The organism is Bergeyella cardium, assembly GCF_009914665.1.
Lineage (GTDB): Bacteria > Bacteroidota > Bacteroidia > Flavobacteriales > Weeksellaceae > Bergeyella_A > Bergeyella_A cardium.
In genome coordinates, this window is sequence record NZ_CP029149.1 from 884897 (window position 1) to 910368 (window position 25472).

Consider the following 25472-nt stretch of genomic DNA (forward strand, 5'->3'; position numbering starts at 1 on the left):
TCAATAATTATAAATTAAATTTTTATGAGATTTTTAAAACAAAGTTTTTTATTCGGATTTTTTGCGCTCTTGTTTAGCACTCAAGCACAGGCACAGAGCAGCAAGTACAAACTAATGCTCCAAATGACCAATTACGATGGAGAAAATGCTTACCTTGTAGTCTCTCTCATCAATCCTAATGGGGAATACGAAAAAACCCTCGCCGTAATGGGAGATAATAAGAAATGGTACAAAGGGCTCAAAGAGTGGTTTAAAGCTCAGAACCAAAAACCCGAGCAGCTCAGTGCGATTACGGGAGCTTCGGTAGGTGCAGGCGATAGAAGCACTACCGTTCTCAATATAGATGATTCCGTATTTGATAAAGGCTACAAACTCAGAATAGAATCTGCCGTAGAACACGCAAAATACCATACGGAAGACGCTGTAATCCCCCTTACTCAAGCTGATTTTTCTAAAAAAGTAAGCGGCAAAGGCTATGTGCGCACCGTAAAACTGAACAAACTCTAACCACCATACAAAAGGCACCCGCCTACCAATCGGGGAGATTGCACCAGCGATGAAATCATCCAAAAAAGTCTTCTCCCTGATTTTTCTATTTATACACGCATTATTATCTATTAAAAAAATAAAATGACATCATCCATCTGGAGAAAAGCACACCTTATCCTTGCGATTATTTCGTCGGTATTCTTACTCGTGATCTCAATTACAGGCGTTATTTTAGCGGGGAATATCATTATCAATAAAACCCAATACCCTTATAAAGTAGAGAATTTTGAAGAGCTTAGCCTTGCCAAAACGCTGCCTGTACTCAAAAAAAACTACCCTGAGATTACAGAGATGAGCATAGATCCTAACCATTTCGTAAGCATCGATGGTTTTGATGAAGACGGCAATGCAGTAAAAGCCATCATCAACCCAAACAATGGGAAAATACTTGGCAAGCCCCTTAAAAAAAGCCCATTTATACAGGAAGTAAAAGGGATTCACCGCTCGCTTCTTCTCCACGAAAAAGGACGATTTATAGTAGGGATAATGGCAGCTCTCCTCCTGATGATTAGCCTTACAGGCACCATAATGATTATCAAAAGACAAAAAGGATTCTTCGGTTTCTTTGCTAAAATACACAAAGACTCGCTCTCGCAATTCCTACACACCTCAGCGGGGAGGTGGTTCTTAGTTCCCATCTTCGTAGTATCGCTTACGGGGACTTATTTATTTCTGAAAAGGTTTAAAATCATCCCCGAACAAAAAGAAATCACCCAAACCTATGAAGCAAAACACACCGATACACAAAAAAACATCGCCGATTTTGAAGTTTTCAGGCAGACCAAGCTCAGCGAGGTACAAAAAATAGAATTTCCCTTCTCAGATGACGACCCAGACGAGGTCTTTATATTAAAATTAAAGTCCAAGGAATTAGAAGTAAATGCTTTTTCTGGTGAAATCACTAAGGAAACCCTCTACCCTTCCGCTGTACTCTTAGCCAATCTCAGCCTGAACTTACATACGGGACGAACCAGTCTCTGGTGGGCAATCGTGTTGGCAATTGCTACGCTTAACATTCTTGTATTTATCTACACAGGCTTTGCTATCACCCTAAAAAGAACCGCGTCCAAGGTGAAGAATAAGTTCAAAGCCCAAGATGCAGACTGCATTATCCTCGTAGGTTCAGAAAACGGAACTACATTAGGTTTTGCTAATAAGGTACAGCAACAGCTCCTCACAAGTGGCAAAAAAGTCTTTCTCTCGTATCTTAATAACTATCAGTATTTCCCAAAAGCGGAGCACATCCTTATCTTCACCTCCACTTATGGTGATGGAGATGCCCCTGCCAATGCTGAAAAATTTGAGACTTTACTCGCTAACGACATTAAGCAAAACCCCAATACCCTGTTTTCTGTTGTGGGCTTCGGTTCGAGAACATACTCCAACTTCTGTGGATTTGCTAAAAAGATAGATGCTCTCCTCTCCTCACAAGAATGGGCAGAAAGAAGTATCCCCCTACATTTGGTGAATGATAAATCTGCCGATGAACTCGTAGAATGGGTGAAGCTCTGGAATGAAAAGACCTCTACCCCACTGATGACCTCTCCTTCATTCTATAATGCTAAGATTTCTGGACTTAAAAAATTCAAAGTAGTGGAGAAAACCCCTCTTGATGAAGATAATCAAACCTTCTCCATCTCCCTTAAGCCTCAATTCCGCAAGAGAGCATTCCAATCTGGAGATATTCTCACTGTATATCCTGCAAACGACAGCAGAGAAAGGCTCTACTCCATCGGAAAAAAGGGCAATAGCATTCAGCTCTTCGTAAAGCTACACGAAAATGGGCTCGGCTCTCAGTATTTGTATAGATTACCACTGGGGCAAACCATAAAAGCAAAAGTGGTAGAGAACCTTGCCTTCCACTTCCCAGAAGACACAAGCGATGTAGTGATGATTGCTAATGGTACAGGTACTGCACCTTTCCTCGGAATGATGAGTGAGCAACATCCAGGTGTAAAGAAACATCTCTACTGCGGCTTTAGATTTAGAAATGCAAATACTCAACAGATAGAAGAAACGGCAAAAAGCCTCATCCAAAAAGGAAACTTGCATAGCTTCACCGTTGGATATTCTCGAGGTGAAAAGCCTCAGCGGGTAACCGACCTCATCCGTGAAGATGAAGAATTTTTGGTTCAAATCCTGAAATCCGATGGTGTTATTATGATTTGTGGAGCGCTTTCTATGCTCGCCGATGTAGAAGCCTACCTCACTGAAGTCTGCGAAAGGCATCAGCTCCCAAGCCTTGAAAGATATAAACACAATTCCAGAATTCTAAGTGATTGCTATTAAATAATGAAGACCCTCGCTATCTTTTTACTCTCCCTGCAAATCACCTATGCCCAAACCGCAAGGCACAGAACCATAATGCTAATGGGCAGCAGGTTTGATATTACCATCGTAGATAAAGACTCTACCGCTGCAGAGGAGAAAATAAATATTGCCATTGCCGAAATCTCTCGAATAGAAAACCTCATCTCGGAATGGCGAGCCTCCACAGAGATTTCAGAGGTGAATAAAAATGCAGGAATTCGCCCAGTAAAAGTGAGCCCAGAAGTTATCAAACTTACTGAAAGGGCACTTTGGTTCTCCAAAATTACAGATGGAGCATTTGATATTAGTATCGCTGCAATGGATAAAATCTGGCGGTTTGATGATTCTATGGATACTCCACCCACTCCTCAACAGGTGAAAGCCTCAATAAGAAATGTGGGCTATAAAAATATTATTATCAACCGAAAAAAATCTACCATTTTCCTAAAAAACAAAGGGATGAAAATAGGTTTTGGAGCTACAGGAAAGAGCTACTCTGCCGATAAGACCAAAGCTCTAATGCAGCAACTTGGCGTACAGGCTGGCATCATTAATGCCTCTGGGGATATTGCCCTCTGGGGAACTCAACCCGATGGTAGTGCTTGGACGGTAGGTATTGCTGACCCTTTCCAGTCTGGTGAAGTCCTCAAAGTTCTAAAACTCCGAAACACAGCTATCGTAACCTCTGGGGATTACCAAAAATTTGTAGAATTTGGTGGCAAACGCTATTCCCATATCATCAATCCTAAAACAGGTTATCCCTCCACAGGGCTCACCAGTGTAACCATCACAGGAGAAAATGCAGAAACTGCCAATGGGCTCAGCACCTCCGTAATGGTTTTGGGCAAAGAAAAAGGGCTCCGCCTCCTTAAAAAATTTCCCAGCTATCAATATCTTATCATAGAGGATAATGGTAATATTACTCAAAGTACTGGATTTGACCAATAGCGAGCAACCACCCAAAACAAAAAGGAGAAACTTAAATAAGTTTCTCCTTTTGTAGCCCGTAGGGGAATCGAACCCCTCTTGCAAGAATGAAAATCTTGAGTCCTAACCGATAGACGAACGGGCCAGCTTTATAATTAAGCTAATTTATTTACATGCTTTGTAAGCTTGCTTTTTAAGTTAGCTGCTTTATTCTTATGAATAATATTCTTCTTAGCCAACTTGTCTAATAAAGAAATCACCTTAGGTAATTGTTCTTGAGCCACTGCTTTATCCTCTTCATTTCTTAATACTTTCATAGCTGTTCTTGCAGTCTTATGATAGTATCTGTTACGCATTCTTTTTACTGCGTTTTGTCTGATTCTTTTTAATGCTGATTTATGATTTGCCATATCTCTGTCTCAATTGTGGGTGCAAAGATATATCTTTTTTCGAAACCTCCAAATTTTTTTTTAAAAAAATGTATTATTTTTTAGTGATATACTTGTTTAACCAATGCTATCGGTTTTGCCAGTTTGTGAGTTAATATTATATTTGTGAGATTTTATACATCATATTTTAAGTATATGAAGACTATTATTTCTACAGAAAAAGCCCCAGCGGCAATTGGACCTTATGCACAAGCAAATATGGCAAACGGGATATTATATATCTCTGGACAAATGCCCGCAGACCCAGAAACAGGGAGAATTATAGAAGGGATAGAGAAGGCAACACATCAAGTAATGAGAAATCTTGAAGCCATCTTAAAAGAAGCAGGAATGACTTTTAAAAATGTAGTAAAAACTACGATATACCTTAAAAATATGGAGGACTTTTCCGTAATGAATGGGGTTTATGCTTCATATTTGGAAGAGGGGTTCTATCCTGCAAGGGAAACGGTTCAAGTGTCTTACCTCCCTAAAAATGTAGAGGTGGAAATCTCTATGATTGCACATCAATAGTGCTCAATTGAGCTATTGAATAAATTTTTGGAAATGAACTTTCTTAGGAATACATTAGGAGTATTTGTTGGACTTTTAGTTTCGGGTATCGTTATCAGCTTGGGGATTAGGCTCAACTCTGAATGGGTTACTTACGAGCATTTCTCCCCCTTTCAGAACTGGGAAAACTTCCTGGAAACGAGGAAAGGAGATACAGGCTTCTTTGCCTACCTGCTTTTTTTATCAGGTATCTCTGCCATAGTGGGAGGCGTAGCTACTGCCATCATCGTGAAATATGCCAAAGTAGCTTATGCTTTACTGATAGGCTTTATTCTGCTGTTTTTCGCAATGCTGGATATTATAATCTTTCCCCATCATCCTACTTTTTACAAGATATGTATCTTCCTCACCTTCTTCCCTTTCTCTTGGGTAGGAGGTAAAATCACAGAAGTCCTCTACAACAGGAAAAAGAAATAAAGCCCATACTACTTCCTGATGAATAAAGGGTATTTTATTACATTTGCAGCATATTTTTAGACAATGAAAAAACACACGATTAAAGATATTTTATCGGATTATAAGAGATTTCTTCATCACAATATCACTGTTCAAGGATGGGTAAGAGCTTTTCGCTCCAATAGATTTATCGCGCTTAATGACGGTTCTACTATACTTAATCTTCAAATAGTAGTAGATTTTGAACAGTTTGATGAAGAGCTTATTAAAAACATCAAGACCGCTTCTTCCCTCAAAATAGAAGGTGAAGTTATAGAAAGCCAAGGAGCGGGGCAGAGCATAGAGATCTTAGCAAAAAAAATCACCGTTTTAGGGGACAATTTCAGTGAGGAACTGGAAAAAACCGTTCTTCAACCTAAAAAACACTCTCTGGAAGTACTCAGAGAGCAGGCACACCTCCGTTTCAGAACCAATCTTTTCGGTGCTGTATTTAGATTGAGGAGTGCTATTTCGTTTGCTATTCATCAGTTCTTTAATCAAAACCAATTCTTCTATATTAATACACCCATCATCACGGGAGCTGATGCAGAAGGTGCTGGAGAGATGTTCTCCGTTACAAATTTTGATCTGAACAACCTCCCAAAAGATGAGAATGGCGAGATTGATTATACCCAAGATTTCTTCGGAAGGAAAACCAACCTAACCGTTTCTGGACAGCTCGAAGGCGAAACAGCAGCTATGGGACTGGGAAGGATTTATACTTTTGGGCCAACTTTTAGAGCTGAAAATTCCAACACCACAAGACATCTTGCCGAGTTTTGGATGATAGAGCCAGAAGTAGCCTTTAACAACTTAGAGGATAATATAGACCTTGCAGAAGACTTCCTGAAATTCGTTATCAATTATGTATTAGACAACTGCAAAGATGATTTAGAATTCCTTGACAAACGATTTGCAGAAGAGCAAAAACAAAAACCCGAAAGAGAGAGAGCCAAAGAAGGACTTATAGAGAAACTTCAAAATGTGGTTTCCAAACGATTTAAACGGGTTTCCTATACTGAGGCTATTGAGATTTTACTCGCGTCTAAGGAAAACAAGAAAGGCAAGTTTCAATTCCCTATTGAGGCTTGGGGGGCAGATCTCCAGTCTGAACACGAGCGCTATCTCGTAGAGAAACACTTTGAATGCCCTGTGGTACTCTTTGATTATCCTAAGGAAATCAAGGCGTTTTATATGAAACTCAATGAAGATGGTAAAACCGTAGGAGCAATGGATGTACTTTTCCCAGGAATCGGGGAGATTATCGGTGGCTCCGAAAGAGAAGCGAGATATGATGTACTCATCCAAAAAATGAAGGAGATGAATGTAGATGAAAAAGAACTTTGGTGGTACCTTGATACCCGAAAATTTGGCTCTGTACCACACGCAGGTTTCGGCTTGGGACTTGAAAGGCTTGTGCTCTTCATCACGGGAATGACGAATATCCGAGATGTAATCCCTTTCCCAAGAACGCCAAAAAATGCAGAGTTTTAAGTTTTAAATATGTGGAATTCATCAGCCTTGCCAAAATAAATAAAACAAATTATGCTGAAACAAAATCTTCAATTAAAATTAGGTCAAAGACTTGCTCCTCAGCAAATTCAACTAATGAAGCTCATCCAGCTTCATACCCTTGACTTTGAACAGGACTTAGAACGAGAGCTGGAAGAAAATCCTGCCCTTGAAAAAGTCTCTGACGATGATAATGAAGATGAATACGAAGCAGCCGATGAAGAACTTGAAAGTGAAGGAAGTGAATCCATAGAAACCGACTTTGATGTAGATGAATACCTCTTTGATGATGAGCCAAGCTATAAAACAGCAGCCAGCAACTACTCCCCAGATGACGAAGAATTTGATAACCAAAGCCTCCTCACTGAAGGACAAACCCTCTACGACTATCTGATGGAGCAAATAGGTATGGCAGACCTCTCTGAAGAAGACCTCAACATCGCACACTATATCATAGGAAATCTAAACCCTGAGGATGGCTATCTAAGACGGGAAGTAAAGTCCTTGGTAGATGATCTTGCCTTCTCGCAAGGGATATACACTACCCAAGAAAAGGTAGAAAATATACTGGAGAACTATGTACAGAAACTCGACCCACCAGGTGTAGCAGCCAGAAATCTCCAAGAATGCTTGCTACTGCAAATAGAGAAAAAAATCAGCAGTAATAAAGCAGTTTCCCTTGCAGCAGATATCCTGAGAAATCAATTTGATGCCCTTACCAATAGGCATTACTCCAAAATAATGAACAAATACGGCATCTCTGAAGAAGAACTGAAAGATGCCCTTGATGAGATTTCAAAACTCTCACCGAGAGTTGCAGGAAATTTTGATACCCAGACCATCACCATCAATCAGGAGATTATCCCCGATTTTACTATCCAACTCGATGAAGATAACGAGGGAAATGTACAGGTAGTTCCTCTTCTCAACAGTAAAAACGCACCCACCCTCCGTGTATCTGATGAGTATAAAGATATCCTCTCTACCTACTCGCATAATAAAGACTCTGCCGAGCATAGACAAGCAGCGCTTTTCATCAAGCAAAAACTCGATGCTGCTAAGTGGTATATAGATGCGGTGAATCAGCGACAAAACACACTATTACAAACCATCAAAGCCATTACAGAGCTACAAAAAGAATTCTTTATTACAGGAGATGATAAATCATTAAAACCAATGATTCTAAAAGATGTAGCCGATAAAACAGGGTTTGACATCTCTACGATTTCAAGAGTGGTGAGGAGTAAATATGCGGATACACCCAATGGAATTGTTTTTCTTAAAGACCTCTTCTCAGACAGCCTTATAAATGACGATGGAGAAGAAGTCTCTACAAAAGAAATAAAAACACACCTGCTCGAAGCTATTGCAAAAGAGGACAAGAAAAAACCTTATACAGACGATGCTCTTGTAATCATCTTGAAAGAAAAAGGTTATAATATCGCCAGAAGAACAATTGCCAAGTATCGTGAGCAGCTCAATATACCTGTAGCAAGGCTTAGAAAAGAACTCTAATCGGTTTCTAGCAACTGGCTATTAGCAATTAGCCTTTACGCATGATACCTTCTAAACTCGATTTGCTCGAGTTTTTTTGTTACAATCTCTTGGTCGAGCAGAGGAGCAGATTCTACCACTACATTGTGAGGAGATACCCCCCACGCCTTGAAATCATCACTGCCGATATACCGTACAAAACTATAGATATTGAGAATAATCTTCTCTTTCAGGGTGAGGAGATTGTCATTAATATAAGTATTATCTATAATCACATACTTCAGATCTGGGGGTACATTATGCTGCCTCAATGATGGGAAACCGCTCCTCGATGGGATTTCTTCGGCCTCCATCAAGTCTTTCAGCACTTGGTCAAAATAGTCATTAATCCTCCTATCTACCTTAAACCCGAGGAGGAAGTTAATTTTATATATCGTACTCGGCATTATTTCATCTACATAATACTTAAATGTATAAGGGTCTTCTTGGTTAATGATATTTAAAATAAAGTAATGGTCTGCCCTTTTCGGTTGCTTCCTTATAATGGAATAGATGATTTTTGCCTCTATCTCGTCCTCCCTTTTAGCACGGCTAAGAAAAGCCAAATTAGTAGCATATTTAGGGATGGTCTCATCCAGTTTCATATCTTTTATGACGGAGACATACTTCTCAAACTTCACATATTTCAGGAATTTTGCCTTAATCTTTCTCCCATTAAACCATGCATACATACACACCATCATAAACCCGCTAAGGGCAATCGTAATCCAGCCTCCATCTAAGAACTTGATGATATTTGCATAGAAAAAGCCCAGCTCTATCGAGAGATAAGTAATGGCAAAGACGATGATGAGCCATTTCTTTACCCGTTTCTTTTTAAGCCAAAAGATGAGCAGCGTAGAAGTCATCAGCATCGTAATGGTAATGGTAAGCCCGTAGGCAGACTCCATCTTGTGAGACTCCTGAAAGTAGAGCACGATGATGAAGCAAAGCGCCATTAGCCCCCAATTGATTCTCGGAATATACATTTGCCCTTTTACCCCACTCGGGTATTCAATCTGCTGATTAGGCCAAAAGGCAACCGACATTGCCTCAGAAAACATCGTGAATGCCCCCGTGATTACTGCCTGGCTGGCAATAATCGCTGCCATCGTAGCGAGCAGCACACCTGGGAATACCATATAATCTGGCATTATCCCAAAGAATGGATTAATTCCCTCACGCACCTTTAAATGATTATCGAGCAGCCACGCACCTTGCCCCAGATAGTTCAGGATAAGCATTGCCTTCACAAAAATCCAGCTCACACGGATGTTCTGCTTCCCACAATGCCCCAGATCCGAATACATCGCCTCTGCACCCGTAGTACAAAGGAATACCGCCCCCATCACCACAATGGCACTCGGAGAATGGGAGATGAGATTATACGCATAGATGGGGTTAAAGGATTTAAGAATGGATAAGTTGCCCATAATATGATTAGCCCCGAAAATCCCCAATGCCAGAAACCAAATAATCATCACTGGGCCGAAGAACTTCCCTATTTTGCTCGTGCCAAACTGCTGCACAAAGAATACGATAAAGAGTATAAAACAGGTATAAAGCACCACAGGAGTATCGGGGTTATAGATTTTAAGCCCCTCAATAGCCGATATTACCGTAAGCGATGGCGTAATCACACTATCCGCAACCAAAGTAGATGCCCCAATAATCGCAAAGAGATAAAGATGCTTGCGCTTCATCCGCTTCACAAGGGAGTAGAGGGAGAGTATCCCGCCCTCGCCTTTGTTATCTGCCCTCAGGGCAATCGCTACATACTTTATGGTTGTCTGCAAGGTAAGCGTCCAGATAATACACGAGAGTGCACCCTCTATATACTCGTCCAAAGGCATAGTTGCCGTCTCCAAACGGGCATTAATAATCGCCTTCATTACATAGAGCGGAGAAGTACCAATATCTCCGAAAACGATGCCCATAGATACCAAAAGACCAATGAGCGTGAGCTTACTTGTATCAAGATGCTGAGTGGAATTATTTCCCGACATAAGTTCTTTTATGAAATCAAGATGCAAATATAGAGTAAAAAAATAAATTGCTTTCAGATACTTCTCCTTTTATCAATGGATTGATAGATAGATTTACTATTGAATAAAAAAGCGGGCTAATATTCATTAACCCGCTTTCAAATGATTAAGCTATGAAAAACTTACCTTACTGAACGATGAGTTTAGCCGTTTGCTTCTCACCTTTGCTATTGGTAAGGTGCAATAGATATGCGCCTTTCGGATAGTGGGTAAGGTCGAGATCAGCTCTGCTACCGCTATAATCCTTCTTGAAGAGTAGCTTACCTGAAAGGTCATAAACCTGTGCTTGAACTGAAGAAGTTCCACTACCAAGCTCGATAGTAAATCTACCATTGGATGGGTTTGGATAGATTTTCAGACCACCTTTCACTACCTCTGAAGCAGAAAGGTTATCTACAACAATCGTTACACTTGCCTTATCAGACTTCTTACCATCAGAGTACACAGCGTATACATCGTAGGTATAAGTACCAGTCTGTGTAAGATTATCTGTGTGTTTCAATGTGTTATAGTCATTGATATCGGTGAGTTTTACATTGTTTCTCACAATCTCATACTTCTCAAGTTTAGGAAGGTCTGTAGCTCCAAACTCTACTGGCACTTGCTCTCGTGCTTCTGCTTTGTATGGATCTTCAAAATCACCAGATTTCAGAATCTTAGTACCTTCTCTTACTACTTGCTTCAAGTCAACAGATGCTTCATCAGATGGTTTTGCAGCTACTGTCTTATCAGAGCTTACATTATCTTTATATCCTATCTGGATATCATCTAATGCAAGGAGAAGAGCGTCATCATCTTTTGTAGTTCTGTGGTGGAACACTACGAAGAAGTCATCCTTAGAGTGTTCTTTGATATCAACTTCTCTTTCAACAAATGTACCTTTAGTTTTTTCAGTTCCATCAAACTTGTAAACAATTTCACCTGTTGCTTTGATTTCATCTATCGTTGGTGCTTTACCAGAAGCTGGTGCTTTCACTACATACACATCATATCTTTCTACATAGTCGTGTTTCACAAAATATTTAAGCACTTCTGCTCCTCCTTTTATTTTAGGAGTTACGATCCAGTCATCTACATCCATACTTCTGAAGTACCAACCATAATTGAGTAGTCCATAATTTCCACTTGCTTTATTAAAAGCAGAAATCATCCAGCTCATTTTATCTGCATTATTGTCATAGACTGTCATCTCGGTAGGTATTTTTCCAGATTCAAATCCTTCGGTATAGGAAGGGTTCATATTAGGCCTTACCCACTTGAGATTTACCTTGTTATTCTCTTGAGTAGCTGAAAGATCTTTCACGGAATTATGTACTCCTGCTACTTTTATATCTACCTCAGCAGTGGTTTCGTTTTGTGGAGAAGTTGCTTTTAGAGAAACTTTATAGTCTCCGGATTTATTAAACTTAACTACTGGGTTATTAGATGTAGAAGTAGTACCACTTACAAATTCTGTATTATCGCTTGGCGTTACCGTCCATTCAAATGATGTAGGAAGCGGATCACCAGTAGATTTATTAGTAAATGCTACCGTTTCAGTTTCAAAGATTGAATTTCCTGAAGTGATAAATTTAGCTTGAGATGGCGTATTCTTAACAGTGATAAAGTCTTTTTTCTCCTTAACATCATTACCTGAAGAATTCGTTGCCTTCAATGTTACTGAATACTGTTTCTCTTCTGTAAATCTTACTTTCGGATCTTTAGATGTGCTTGTTGTACCGTCTTTATACTCTACTGTATTCGGGCTGAATGACCATTCATAAGTCGCTGGCTGAGTAGAGGCAGTTGTTGTATTATTATTAAGCTGAACTGTCTCATAAGAATTAACTCTTGGTTTAGCCACTGTAAAGTCTGCTGATGGTTTCCCTTCTGCAAATCTTACCAATACATCATCTACTGCTACAGCATAAGAGGCCTTATCGGCGTCCATCTTATTGTGGAAGCCTAAATAAATGACGCCATCTTTTGTAGGAGTAAATTCTCTATTTACTTTATTATAACTTGGAGCAAGGGTTAATTTATCTCCTAACTTATTGGTCATTGCTGATACTTCCGGGCTATCACCATAGAAGAATTCAAGATTTTCTTCATCATTCTGGAATCTACCTGCGTAGAGCTCCAGCATATAGAGCTTACCTGCTTTCACCTTGATAGGGTTGGAGAATAACCAATCGTCTGTACCTTTTGCTCTATTAGGGAAGTTCACCGCAAAGCTCTTTCCTGTATTTGCTAAGTCTGCATCTGTATATTTCATCCAGGTTCTTCCATTTCCATCTACATCCTTAGATACCCAGCCGCTCTTCTCGAAGTCTTCCTCAAAACCGAAGAAATGAGACTCGCCCGGATTCTCTACTGATGCAACTACCCCATACGCACTTACTGATGCAGTATTGTTCATCGTTACCTCATCTCCCACAAATACTACTTCTACCTCTACATTGTAATTCACAAATGATTTGGATAAATCTACATTAAACGACTTGCTAAGCGTCTTTCCTTGTGCTACTTCTTCTAATGCTACTTCTCCTGTATGCTCTACGGCATTACCATTGTCTACATTTACGAGTTTGTATTTAAGTTTAGCTCCTGTTGCAGATGCACTTCCTAAGTTCTCTACCTCTACCGTTACTGGCGTTTGGTTTGTATACTCCTTAGCTGGTGGTAAGGATACGGATTTTAATGCCAAGTCTTTTGATACACCATTGTTAATTCCCGTTGCAATAAGAGAGAAGTCTTGAGAAGCTGCAGGAACTAATTTACCCTGGTCATCGTTCTTTTTCAGGTCACCCTTATGGCTTACGGTGATGGTGTATTCCTTGCCTGCTACCGGGTTTTCTATCACTACCTGCTCTACATTGTCTTTGGTATTATCGCCTTTGGTAGCAGCGTTCGCTGGATTATTTACATCTAATTTCCAAGGGAAGAAAGTGGTTGCTCCATCGGATACTCGTAAATCCAAGTCATTTACCAATACGGATTCTCTGTTGTTAAGCGTAGCATCTGGAAGTTTCTCTACTACGGCATCATCCCAAACAATGGTTACAACTAATGGTGCACTTCCCGTTGCCGTGAGTTTTAGGGTATAAGTGCCATTATTATTTAAGGTAACCTCTTCTACTTTTGAGTATTTATTTTTGGTGGATAATACTTCTGCAGCTTTAAAAGTATTGAGAAGTCCCCAACCGAACTGATAATCTGGTCCCGGATGTTCGCCAGCTTCATTTGCTGTATGAATCGCCAATGCTTTTAGCGTAGCAGATTTCATAAACGAGCTGTAGAGTTTATTGTGATGCTCTTGTAATAAAGCGAGTGAACCGGTTACATTCGGAGACGCCATTGAGGTACCGCTCAAAGAGGTATATTGGCTATCGCCGGTGGAGGTGGTAGAATAAACTCCTACGCCTATCCCCGCTAAATCCGGCTTGATACGACCATCATCGGTAGGACCGAAAGCTGAGAAACTCGCTGCTTTTACATCACTTGGCTGTTTGTAGCCACCTGGGATTTTATGAGCCGCTCCGATAATAAGCCCATTTTTACCTGTTGCACCGTGGTTAATACAATCAAAACCATTGGCTCCCCCATTCTTTTGGCGAACTTTTGTAGATTTTGCCCATACTAATTTACCATTCTCTAATTTTCTTACATAGTGTGCTCCACCAGGTTCAGGACCATCTCCTCTTGGGTTACCTGCTGCTTTTACCGCCAAGTAATAAGGAGCATTTTTTGAGATTAAATCCCATTGAGCATCCGTTTCTCCATAATGTCCATAGCCTACATATTCTGTATCATCATCAGTTCCTAACCAGTGCCAACCTGTAGCTCCTGACCAGTTACCATACTCAAAACCTCCTAAATAACCATAAGAGTGATTTGAAAGAAGTGCCCCGTTAGTTGCAGCTGTTGTCATTTCATCCTCATCATCATTCCAGTCATAGGCGATAAGCTCTGCTTTTGGTGCCATTCCTTTCGCTTTCTTATCTACTCCACTGGCAACCATTGTCCCCGCCACATGGGTAGAGTGGCTATTAAGCCGTGTAGAGGTATCACCCATTTTGGCTCTTCCTCCAAATTCCTGGTGGGTAAGCCTTACAGCTCCTCCATCCCACTCACGGAGAACAATACCTTCTCCTTGAAGTTCCAATCCTGGGCTCGTCTGAAGCCTTGAAACTCCCGTACCTTCTGCTGCTCCAGCATTGCTCGTTACATAGTACAAAGGGAAGCCCTTAGCGTTAAAACCTTGCAACTGGTAAAACTTACCTCCAAACTCGGTGGTGAACGGAATGTTCATCTCCTTTGCTCTGGACTCCAGCTGCGCTCTGCTTAGCGTTCCTTTGCGGAATTGCTTGCCTAATAAATTCAATCCTTTTAGGTTCGTCTTGCTTTGAAGAACCTTTACCTCTTGGGCATTCTGTGCAAACACTGCCGTAGCAAATAAGTAACATAATGCTACTGGCAATTTTCGGGTAAATGACCCGAACTCTAATGTAGACTTTCTCATTATTAATTCATTTAAAATTAACTGGACAATACTACACAATATTTTTAATACTACAAAATTTTATTTATTTTAATAAATTTTTAATATAATTAACGATTATTTTATGCAATAAAATTAATTATACCACAAAACACATACATTTTAATTATATACAAAATTCATAGATGATATTTTTTAATTATATACATTATATTAGCCATATAACAATAAATATTCATTCAAATAAGTGTTAAATTGTGATATTTATACCTCAATCACATTATCAATCTTTATGATATTATAAAAATATCGCCATTATAAATTATAAAAATTTATTTGTATTTTCTGCTTAGAAAAGCTCTTTTTTCAGTATAAACACAGTTTTGAAATTACCAAAAACAGACTTGAGCTATTATTAATAAAGCATTTCTATTTCTTTATGAAAAAATTTTTGGAGCCCATCTTTTTCGAGGAGAATATGAAGAAAACCTTTCTCATCAGCATATTGAATAATGCCATTTTGTCTGATATTACTTTTAGAAAAAAGAGCTACAGAATTTCGGCAGAAGAGGTGGTGATTATATCTTTCCAAGATGTTGTATGAAGGCTGATGAGTGATATGTTTTGTAAAATAGAAATGAAAATTTTCAGATAATGAGGTGAGATTAAACCTTTGATGGGTTTGTGTAAGTATTGAGCCTGCTTTGGTTAGCTCTGAAAAATCCCGCTGTAGAACATTAATCCCTATACCGATAATATAAAAACTCTTACCATCAATTTTTATTTGCTCTATAAGAATCCCTACTACTTTTTTTCTATTGATAATAATATCATTAGGCCACTTGATAAAGACTTCCTCATCTGACAAATTGTCAAGAAAATCCCGAATAATAACAGCGGTATAAAAATTGACAAAATTGCCCCCTATTGGGATTAAGCTCGCATCTATTAGTAGAGAGTAGGCTATATTTTGGTCTTTGGGCATCTTCCAAGTATTGCCATACTGCCCTTTTCCATTTATCTGATTAAATGTATAAATTGCGATATTTGGTCGGCTGGGAGTATGATAATTCAGGATGGCTTCATTGGTAGATTCTAAGCTTTCTGATAGATAGAAGAGAGGATACATTTAAGAAATATTTATAATATTGAGATGCCAAACCTAAACATTAATACAGAAAAAAACAATAAATTTGCACGATTATACCCTAATTTTAGATGAATAAACTAACAGAAAAACAATTATTAATAGACAAGATTGTAGAGGCAATACAAGATACAAAAGGTGAAGATATTAAGATCTTTGACCTTTCTACTATTGAAAACTCAGTAACTGAGACTTTCATTATATGCAGTGGAAACTCTAATACTCAAGTATCTGCCATAGCCGGGAGTATAGAAAAAAAAGTTCGTAATGAGTTAAAAGATAGACCTTGGCATGTGGAGGGGGCAGATAATGCACTTTGGATTTTGGTAGATTATGTGTCTGTTGTCGTACATATTTTCCAGAAGCATATACGCGATTATTACGAGATAGAAGAGCTTTGGGGAGATGCCAAAATTACAGAAATACAGAATTTAGACTAAGCAATAATCATTGAAATAAAAGATAATGAATAGCAAAGGATTTAATTGGTTTTTTCCAATTGTCATTATAGGTATATTGTATATTTTTTTCCAGCCTTCGTTTGGAGGAGCTGATGCTAAGAGGATAGATGAAGATACCTTTTTTCAGAAATTAAAAGAAGGCAAAGTAAGCAAAGTTGTAGTTTATAAAGATACCGATAAAGCTGAAGTATTCTTAACCAAAGAAGCTAAAACCGAGCATATAAACAACAAACCATCTATGAATCCATTAGATGGTCTTACGACTAGAGTTGTTCCTGATTATGACTTTACTTTTGGTGATATAAAGTCCTTCCAAGACGAGTTTAAAAAAGTAAAAGCATCAAACCCCGAAGTACAAACAAAAATGGATTTTAGCAAAGAGAGAAATCCATTGGTGGAAATCCTCCTCCCCATACTTATGTGGGTAGGTCTATTGGGTATATTCTATTACTTTATATTTAGGAGAATGAATGGCGGTTCTGGAGGTGGAATGTTCTCCATCGGAAAATCAAGAGCTAAGCTCTTTGATGAAAAAGATAAAATGCAAATTACCTTTAAAGATGTAGCAGGTTTGGAAGGCGCTAAGGAAGAGGTACAAGAGGTAGTAGATTTCCTAAAAAATGCAGATAAATATACCAAACTTGGAGGTAAAATCCCAAAAGGAATGCTCCTCGTAGGCCCTCCAGGTACAGGTAAAACCCTATTGGCAAAAGCCGTAGCAGGAGAGGCGCAAGTACCTTTCTTCTCCCTCTCAGGTTCCGATTTTGTGGAGATGTTCGTCGGTGTAGGAGCATCTCGGGTGAGGGATTTATTTGCACAGGCAAAAGCCAAATCTCCAGCGATTATTTTCATAGATGAAATAGATGCTATCGGTAGAGCCAGAGGTGGAAAAAACTTTACTGGAGGTAATGACGAGAGAGAAAATACCCTCAACCAACTCCTCACCGAAATGGATGGCTTTGGCACAGATACCAATGTGATTGTAATGGCAGCAACCAATAGAGCAGATATATTGGATAAAGCCTTGCTCCGAGCTGGAAGATTCGACCGCTCTATCTATGTGGATCTTCCTGAACTTCACGAGAGAAGAGAAATCTTTGAGGTACACCTTAAAAACATAAAAATCGATGACTCCGTAGATAGAGAATTCCTAGCAAAACAAACCCCTGGCTTCAGCGGTGCTGATATCGCAAATGTATGTAATGAAGCTGCTCTCATCGCTGCCAGAAACGGAAGAGAGTCCGTTACTAAACAAGATTTCTTAGATGCTGTGGATAGAATTATCGGAGGATTGGAGAAAAAAAATAAAGCAATTAAACTCTCCGAAAAGAAAAGAGTTGCTTACCACGAAGCAGGGCACGCTACTGTATCTTGGCTTCTTGAGCACGCTGCTCCACTTCTTAAAGTGACTATTGTGCCAAGAGGACGCTCGTTAGGTGCTGCTTGGTATCTACCAGAAGAGCGACAGCTTACCACTACCGAACAAATGCTCGATGAAATGTGTGCTACCCTCGGTGGTAGAGCAGCAGAGCAAGTGATATTTAATAATATATCTACAGGAGCCCTATCAGATTTGGAAAGGGTAACCAAGCAGGCGCAAGCTATGGTAACCATCTACGGACTTAGCGAGAATATTGGTAATATATCTTATTACGACAGCTCTGGTCAGTCAGATTATAGCTTCAATAGACCTTATTCTGAAGAAACAGCTACCAAGATAGATGCAGAGATTAAGTTCATTATAGAAAACCAATATCAGCGAGCGATAAGTATCTTGACTGATAATAAGGACAAACTTGATATCCTTGCCAATAAGCTCTTGGAGAAAGAAGTGATCTTCCGCGAAGACCTCGAAGAGATTTTTGGAAAGCGTGCTTGGGACCCCGAACTTACAGAGCAACCCCTCCAAGAGGAGCTCAATAAAGAACAAGACAGCACGCAAGAAGCAGAAGAAATAAAATTGGAAAATTAAAGGTTTAATATTACTAAACGAGTTTGGAGATAATCTTCAAACTCATTTTTTATTAGAGAAATTCGTCTGTTTTTAAAAATTATTCTTACATTTTTCATTTAGTTATATAATTTTTATACTTTTGTCTACAAAATCAGTTAGCTAACCTTGAGATTAATTAGAAATATACTAAAACTATTTACTCCAAAGCAGGAAGAAGATGATGAGCTTAATCTTGTAAGATTGGGGGATGAGCTAAAACATGCTGATATGGACTACAAGTTTGCCCAGCTTTTTAGTCATTCTGGCGGTATATTTTCTTATTGTGTAGATGAAGCAGAAGCACTCGGCATCCTCAATCAAATTATAAAGAACGAAGACTTGAAATCTGTATTCTGCTGCGATGAAGACTTAAAGAATTTTCTATCTGTACTTAATGTACCACAATCAACTGAGCTAACGCTAAATAACGATGCTGCACTCATCACTTGCGAATATCTTATAGCACATAATGGAAGTATAATGCTTTCGTATAATAATATTTTACATTATCATTCCTCTCGGTTACCAAAGAAGGTGATTATTATGGCAAATGTCTCTCAGATTGTTCCTGATCTTAATATGGCAATGATGAAGATAAAACGCCGAAAAACTATGCTAAAAAACCTTACTTCCATCAGTGGTAGCCAGTCTAAGTTAGGAGGTACAGAGGCGAATCATACCAAACTCTTCCTATTATTACTTGAAGATTAAAACTTAGTATTTTGGATAAAAACTTTTTTCAGAGGATTGTTTTCGGATTGCTTTATTGTTTAGTTGTGGTGTTTTGCACTCATCCTATGGGTTCAGAATTACTACAAAATATTTTTCCTGTACAGCAGTATCAGCTGTATTACGGGCTTATTGTTTTCTTTATCCTCGTGGGTTTATGGGAGTGTGTTAGAATAATGGAGTTTAGGAAAGGCTGGGAGAGGCTTGCCGTTTTCCCCATTGCAATACTTATCTTGTATAGATTTTCCAAGAAATACTTCTACCACGGGTTTTCATTTGAGTTTAATCTATCTGAAATCTTAGGACTTTCCCTTATTCTCATTGCTGTCATTACACTGTTCAGGTTTAAAAGCGAACTGGACTTTGAAAGCGGGAAGCTCATTTTTACCCTAATCTATGTTCCTCTTACTTTCGGTTATGCCTTAGCTTTGCCTTATTATAATAGTGAGAACACTTTCAGTCTCGAACCTTTATTTCTTTTCATATTGATTTGGAGTAGTGATTCCTTTGCCTACCTCTCTGGAAGGCTATTCGGCAAGCACAAAATGGCACCCACCATCTCCCCTAAAAAAACTTGGGAAGGCTTTGCAGGAGGGGTATTGCTTACACTGATCTTCTCTTACTTTATTGAGCAGAAGTTTGGCTATCTTCGGGGGAATTGGATGGTTGTAGGCTTCCTCGTCGCTGTATTCGCTCCGATGGGTGATTTAGTAGAAAGCCAGCTCAAGCGAACCTTTAATGTGAAAGATAGTGGAAACATTATTCCCGGGCACGGTGGGATACTCGACAGGCTCGACAGTTTTATGATTTGTGCTCCTGTTCTATATTTGTACTTTATTTTAGATAAACTTTTATAATTAATTATGAAATTACATAGAGAAGGAAAAGGTAGTATTGTATTGGCTACGGTGATTGTATTAGCGGTGTATATCCTCAGCACTCTATTTTTAAGTGCTTGGGCTTGGCTTATCACTTTACCCTTTTTGGTGCTTTATGCTCTTGTTTTGTGGTTCTTTCGAGTACCCAATAGACAAATTGGTGAGTACAAAACAGAAGTAATAGCCCCTGTAGATGGTAAGGTGGTAATGATAAAAGAAGTGGAGGAAACAGAATTTCTTAAAGAAAAATGCATACAGGTTTCCATTTTTATGTCTCCGCTTAATGTTCATATCTGCCGATATCCCGTTACAGGTAAGGTGATTTACAAGAAATACCACAAAGGCAAATACCTGATGGCTTGGAATGAAAAGTCCTCCACCGATAATGAGAGAACTACTGTGGCGGTAGAGACTCAGACTCATCACAAAATAGTTTTTCGCCAGATTGCGGGCTATATAGCCAGAAGAATCGTCTTCTATACGAATGTAGGTGATGATGCCAAAGCAGGGCACGAGTTCGGATTCATTAAATTCGGTTCCCGAATGGATGTATTCCTCCCCCTTGATACTCAAATTCTCTGTAAGATAGGTGATACTACTAAGGGTGGACTAGACACCATCGCACAATTGAAAGACCATTAAGCTCCATAAAAGCATAAAAAGCAGTATAGAATTTCTGTACTGCTTTATTTATTATCGCTTGCGGATCTTGCCACTGAGAAGATTTATTGTCTTAATTGTAAATACCTTGTTTGCAAATTAGGAGATAGAAATACTCTTTTTCAGGTTTAGGAAGCACAGTAATATTCAACATCAATCCCCAACATTAGGTTTTGGTATTTAATTAAAAAATCCGTAGTATTGCTCAGTTTATTTTAAATCAAAATAATAATGACTAAATCTATATTTAAAGTAGGAGTGCTTGCACGAAACTTACCCATAGCACTCTGCTACTTATTTGCTTCAGCAGTATTCGCTCAGAATGCAGAGGAAATAAGAGCCATTCAAGGCAAAACCGATCTAAAAGCCCTCAGCCAGCTCAGTAGCCGTATTCAAAAAGAAGAGATGAGCACGGCAAGGCTTCAATCCAAAGCAAAAGAGCTCAATATCCCTTTCACAGGGGAAGTGGATGGCAAGCTGTATCAGCTACAAGGCTTCAATCATAATGGACTGCCCTTCTATTATATAACAGATAATGTAGGGGCTGCCGAATCTGTCTACACCAGCATCCTGCAAAACAGCCCTGCGTTTAACCTCCAAGGAGATGGTATTACCCTTCGCGAGTGGGATGCGGGAGCGGTGAGAATTTCCCATCAAGAGTTTGGTGGAAGAGCTAAAATGGGAGATTCCTCTAAATTCCCTAATAGCCACTCTACCCATGTGGCGGGTACGATGATCGCCAGCGGTATAGATAAGCAAGCCAAAGGAATGGCACCAAAAGCAGAGCTTATTGCCTATGATTGGACGGATGATTCTAAAGAAATGTCAGACGCTGCAACTAATGGAGCCCTTCTCTCTAACCATTCCTATGGTACTACAGCGGGCTATCAGCAAGGCAACTGGTCAGGATTTACAGGCTGGCACTGGTTCGGTGAGGAAGATGAAACCGAATTCATAGGCTATGGTCATTATGGAGAAAAAGACGCAAAATGGGACTTGATTTCGAGAAACGCTCCGTACTACCTCTTCCTAAAAGCAGCAGGTAACCCAAGAGGAGGCGGGCCAGAGCCTGGCGGAGTTCATTATGTAAGAAGGAAAGAAAATCAGCGCATCGTTTGGGTTCGCTCTACCAAAACCCGACAAAAGAACGGAGGTGCAAGTGGCTTTGATTGTATTGCCAACGGAGGAACGAGTAAAAATGGACTCATTATCGCAGCAGCACATAAAATCCCTGGAGGTTACAAACAGCCAAGCGATGTAAAAGTAGCGAGTTTCTCAGCTTTCGGTCCTACCGATGATGGTCGTATCAAGCCAGATTTAGCAGGTATAGGTGTAGGTGTATATTCTACCAACTCCACAGGCGATGACCAATACACCTCTTTAAATGGTACCTCAATGGCGTCTCCAAATGTAACGGGCTCTCTTGCCTTATTACAAGAGCATCATAATAAATTGTACCGTTCGTTTATGAAATCTGCTACCCTAAAAGCATTGGCAATTCATACAGCGAACGAGGCAGGTAAGCACCCTGGTCCAGATTATCAATTCGGTTGGGGGCTTCTCAATGCATATAAAGCCGCAAAGGTATTATCAACAAAAGACAAGTACTCAAAAGTAGAGGAAGCTACTTTAAATAACAATACTCCTTACACAGTCAAGCTCACTGCTCTGGGGAATACTCCACTTATTGTAACCATTGTTTGGGATGATGCCGTAGTAGAAAAACTTCCAGATTATGTATTAAACAACAGAGAATCTGTCTTGGTAAATGACTTAGACCTCCGTATCTCTGATGGAGCAACCACTTTCTTCCCTTGGGTATTGGATGTGGAAAATCCAGCCAACGCTGCTACAAAAGGAAATAATGTAAAAGACAATGTAGAGCAAGTGGTAATAGAAAACCCAGTTGCTGGTCAGGAATACACTATTACCGTAAGCCATAAAGGAAGCCTAAGAAAGAATGATAATGATGGAAAACTCGTCCCAGCAACTTCTCAAGACTTCTCACTGATTGCAACGGGAATTAATACAGGTGTTGCAAATGACTTAGCCTTAAAATCTGTATCCTTGCCACAAGCGAAGGACTATACTGACCAAACACCAGTAACGGTAGAGGTAGAGAACTTAGGAAGTACATCTGCAACAGGAGCTAAACTTAAATACAAACTCGTAAATGCAGATACTGATACAGTAGAGCACACAGGAGAAGTAGCATTGGAAGAAATTGCTAAAGGAGTAACGCTTAGCAAATCGTTTAATGTAGATTTATCCAAATCATTTGTGAACTATAGCATAGAGGCAGAAGTAGAATTTACAGGTGATGAAGTCGCTATAAACAACGCTGTATCTGCAAAAGCCTACGGTATTATTGCAACGGTAGAGAATGTAGGAGAATCCTATTCCTACGGCTTTGAGGAAGAATTAGAAAAGAGCGGTTGGACAGTAGAAGATACAGATGGAAACGGAAGAACCTGGCGAGTATATCCAGATATTAAATTAGCAAGAACAGGCAAGAGCTTTGGAGTGAATTTCCCTAACAGTACTAAAGGAGCGGACGACTGGCTATTCTCCAACCCAATAAAAGTAAAAGGTGGCAAGCCCTACCGACTGAGATTCTACCTCCGAAAGCTCAATAAAGATGCAGAAGAATCCCTCAAAGTATTCTATGGAGCACAGCCAGATAAGACTTCTATGACAAATCAGCTCGGTGAGAAGCTCATCGCCTCCGAAGATTTGGAGTACCAACAAGTCATTAGAGAATTTACTCCAACTCAAGACGGGATTATCTATTTCGGTTTCCACAATAAGGTAGATGCCGATAAATCCTCCTATGCTATTGGTATAGATGACATCCTTGTAAGGCGCTCCGAAGGCAAGCCAGATGCAGACTTCAAACCGAGTAAAACGAAAGCCAATTCCTACGAAACTATAGAGCTACTAAACCAAACAGCAAATGCTCCTTCGCAGCCTGCCACTTATGAATGGTCATTCAGCCCGAATACAATAGAGTATAAAGACGGTACTGCTAGTACTTCCGAGCACCCGAAAGTGAGATTTATAGAAGAGAAAGCGTACTCTGTAACCTTAAAAGCCAAAAATACTTCAGGTGAAGATTCTATACAAAAAACAGCACTTATTACCATTAAGAATACCCCTACGAAAGCCGTATTTACCCCTTCTAATTCGAGGGCATACGCAGGTGAGGGCATTGTACTCATCAATCAATCCACAGGAGACCCTCTTCCTACCGAGTTTGAATGGACTGTAAGCCCAAGCGAAGACGCTGAGTTTATCAACGGAACTTCTACCACCTCCTCCAGCCCTATACTCAAATTCAATAAAGAAGGAGATTATACAATATCATTAAAGGCAACCTCCCCTCATAATGCAAATACAGTGAAGCAGAAAATAAGCATCTCCAAAGTGCTGAATAAGGTTACTCACCTTACCGCTACCCAGCGAAATAATACGGTTGATTTGAAATGGGTAAGACCGCTCATTGCTCCCATTTATACCGAAGGTTTTGAGCTGGATATGCCTGCTGATATCACAGTGATAGATGCCAATAGAGATGGCAATAGCTGGGAAATAACAACTAAATACCCTAACTCTGGGCAGAAAGGTGTGGCAAACTTCTCCTCTGGTAAAACTGGTGACATTACTGTGGATGACTGGCTCATTACTCCAAAAATCAAGAGCGGTGCAGAAGTCCTCAAATACTACGAGAAGCACTTCTTCAAAGAGAGGTATGATGTCTATGTAGTCCCTGCTCCTACTTCTGGTAATGCCCCAACCATTGATGAAATCAAAAACACTGGAAGCATCGTCTATAAGTTTGATGCAGGCTATACAAGTGGCGACTTCAAGCAGAACACGGTGGACATTAAGCAACACACCGCTCAGGACTTCTTTGTGGCATTCCACCACAGAACCCAAAAAGAGGATAAAGGTTTCTACTTTGCTTTAGACGACATCCAAGTGGGGTATAGAGACAGAGTAAGCGCCGACAAAACTCCTCTGGCCAATAAAAAGCAGTCGGCATCAGTGCCTATCTCAGATTTGAAGAACAATGCCAATGAAGATATTCTTATCCTCGATACTAAGCCTGATGAGCTGCTTACTGTCAATTCTCAAGGGCTGCCTACCGAGATGGGCGTTCTCAATCTCCCCACCCTTAAAGGCTACGAAATCGTGAGAAATAATGTAAAACTCACCGATATCACTGATATCAATACCTTGAAGCATACCGATACTCTTACCCAAACAGGTTCTTATACCTACGATGTATATGCGGTGTACTCCGATGGTAAGAAGTCTGATAAGGTGAGCGTAAGCATTACCATCTCCGATCTCTCTTCTTCCGAAGTGGTGAAAGGCGGTCTGAAAATCTATCCAAACCCATCTGATGGTAGATTTATCATCGAGCTGGGTAGCGGTACTTCTTCCCTTGAAGCGCAAGTGTATGACCTCTCAGGCAAGCTGATCTTCAAGAAGGAGTATAGCGGTAGCAGAGCAGATCTCAACCTTACTCAGTATCCGAAAGGAGTATATCTATTGCACCTCACCAACAACAAAGGCGAGAAGCAAACGGCTAAGCTCATCGTTCAGTAAGGTAAGTTTTTCATAGCTTAATCATTTGAAAGCGGGTTAATGAATTATTAGCCCGCTTTTTCTAATCATAGAAATCTACATTCAATAAAAACTGGATTGTCCCCCACAAAAAAATTTAATCATATCTAAAAAAATAGTACAGACCTACTGAAATCACCAATTATCTATCCCATTATCAAATTTTAAATACACCCTATTTAA

General features: G+C 39.7%; 17 protein-coding genes and 1 tRNA gene. 13 read left to right on the forward strand and 5 right to left on the reverse strand.

Going from position 1 to position 25472, the window contains the following annotated elements:
* The first annotated feature begins 24 nt into the window (after positions 1–24).
* The 3 genes from DBX24_RS04130 to DBX24_RS04140 all read left to right on the forward strand — a co-directional run bounded on the left by DBX24_RS04130 (position 25) and on the right by DBX24_RS04140 (position 3807).
* Positions 25–507 (forward strand): DUF2271 domain-containing protein, encoded by a 483-nt coding sequence (locus DBX24_RS04130; protein ID WP_160224053.1) that lies wholly within the window; start codon positions 25–27, stop codon positions 505–507.
* 123 nt (positions 508–630) lie between these two features.
* On the forward strand, positions 631–2838 hold the full coding sequence (locus tag DBX24_RS04135) for a PepSY domain-containing protein (RefSeq protein WP_160224054.1): 2208 nt from the start codon (positions 631–633) through the stop codon (positions 2836–2838).
* Positions 2839–2841: 3 nt separating this feature from the next.
* Positions 2842–3807: an FAD:protein FMN transferase gene (locus tag DBX24_RS04140; protein WP_160224055.1), complete on the forward strand. Its 966-nt coding sequence runs from the start codon at positions 2842–2844 to the stop codon at positions 3805–3807.
* A gap of 52 nt (positions 3808–3859) precedes the next feature.
* Here the strand turns inward: DBX24_RS04140 and DBX24_RS04145 are convergent.
* Both DBX24_RS04145 and rpsT read right to left on the reverse strand, forming a co-directional pair.
* Positions 3860–3931 (reverse strand) — tRNA-Glu (locus DBX24_RS04145).
* 10 nt (positions 3932–3941) lie between these two features.
* The gene (rpsT, locus tag DBX24_RS04150; RefSeq protein WP_120488242.1) at positions 3942–4196 is read right to left on the reverse strand and encodes a 30S ribosomal protein S20; all 255 of its coding nucleotides are present in this window, start codon (positions 4194–4196) and stop codon (positions 3942–3944) included.
* 174 nt (positions 4197–4370) lie between these two features.
* Between rpsT and DBX24_RS04155 the strand changes: the two genes are divergently transcribed.
* The 4 genes from DBX24_RS04155 to rpoN all read left to right on the forward strand — a co-directional run bounded on the left by DBX24_RS04155 (position 4371) and on the right by rpoN (position 8249).
* Positions 4371–4748, forward strand: a complete 378-nt coding sequence (locus tag DBX24_RS04155) for a Rid family detoxifying hydrolase (RefSeq protein WP_120488241.1) — start codon at positions 4371–4373, stop codon at positions 4746–4748.
* A gap of 33 nt (positions 4749–4781) precedes the next feature.
* Complete coding sequence (locus tag DBX24_RS04160) at positions 4782–5204, forward strand: hypothetical protein (protein WP_160224056.1); 423 nt, start codon at positions 4782–4784, stop codon at positions 5202–5204.
* Positions 5205–5267: 63 nt separating this feature from the next.
* The gene (gene asnS / locus DBX24_RS04165; RefSeq protein WP_160224057.1) at positions 5268–6716 is read left to right on the forward strand and encodes an asparagine--tRNA ligase; all 1449 of its coding nucleotides are present in this window, start codon (positions 5268–5270) and stop codon (positions 6714–6716) included.
* Positions 6717–6767: 51 nt separating this feature from the next.
* Positions 6768–8249 (forward strand): RNA polymerase factor sigma-54, encoded by a 1482-nt coding sequence (gene rpoN, locus DBX24_RS04170; protein WP_120488238.1) that lies wholly within the window; start codon positions 6768–6770, stop codon positions 8247–8249.
* 35 nt (positions 8250–8284) lie between these two features.
* Here the strand turns inward: rpoN and DBX24_RS04175 are convergent, their stop codons facing one another.
* From DBX24_RS04175 to DBX24_RS04185, 3 genes are all read right to left on the reverse strand, one after another.
* Positions 8285–10273, reverse strand: coding sequence for a KUP/HAK/KT family potassium transporter (locus tag DBX24_RS04175; RefSeq protein WP_160224058.1), 1989 nt, complete (start codon positions 10271–10273; stop codon positions 8285–8287).
* 166 nt (positions 10274–10439) lie between these two features.
* Positions 10440–14813, reverse strand: coding sequence for a S8 family serine peptidase (locus tag DBX24_RS04180; RefSeq protein ID WP_160224059.1), 4374 nt, complete (start codon positions 14811–14813; stop codon positions 10440–10442).
* A gap of 394 nt (positions 14814–15207) precedes the next feature.
* Positions 15208–15921 carry a biotin--[acetyl-CoA-carboxylase] ligase gene (locus DBX24_RS04185; RefSeq protein ID WP_120488236.1) on the reverse strand — a complete coding sequence of 238 codons (714 nt, stop codon included), beginning with the start codon at positions 15919–15921 and terminating at the stop codon, positions 15208–15210.
* 89 nt (positions 15922–16010) lie between these two features.
* Between DBX24_RS04185 and rsfS the strand changes: the two genes are divergently transcribed.
* From rsfS to DBX24_RS04215, 6 genes are all read left to right on the forward strand, one after another.
* Positions 16011–16379, forward strand: a complete 369-nt coding sequence (rsfS, locus tag DBX24_RS04190) for a ribosome silencing factor (RefSeq protein ID WP_120488235.1) — start codon at positions 16011–16013, stop codon at positions 16377–16379.
* 22 nt (positions 16380–16401) lie between these two features.
* Positions 16402–18372 carry an ATP-dependent zinc metalloprotease FtsH gene (gene ftsH, locus DBX24_RS04195; RefSeq protein ID WP_374210833.1) on the forward strand — a complete coding sequence of 657 codons (1971 nt, stop codon included), beginning with the start codon at positions 16402–16404 and terminating at the stop codon, positions 18370–18372.
* Positions 18373–18519: 147 nt separating this feature from the next.
* Positions 18520–19104, forward strand: coding sequence for an LUD domain-containing protein (locus DBX24_RS04200; RefSeq protein ID WP_245957157.1), 585 nt, complete (start codon positions 18520–18522; stop codon positions 19102–19104).
* Between the two features lie 11 nt (positions 19105–19115).
* Positions 19116–19979, forward strand: a complete 864-nt coding sequence (locus tag DBX24_RS04205) for a phosphatidate cytidylyltransferase (RefSeq protein ID WP_120488233.1) — start codon at positions 19116–19118, stop codon at positions 19977–19979.
* Positions 19980–19985: 6 nt separating this feature from the next.
* Complete coding sequence (locus tag DBX24_RS04210) at positions 19986–20642, forward strand: phosphatidylserine decarboxylase family protein (protein ID WP_120488232.1); 657 nt, start codon at positions 19986–19988, stop codon at positions 20640–20642.
* A gap of 249 nt (positions 20643–20891) precedes the next feature.
* Positions 20892–25271: a T9SS-dependent choice-of-anchor J family protein gene (locus tag DBX24_RS04215; protein WP_160224061.1), complete on the forward strand. Its 4380-nt coding sequence runs from the start codon at positions 20892–20894 to the stop codon at positions 25269–25271.
* Positions 25272–25472 lie beyond the last annotated feature (201 nt).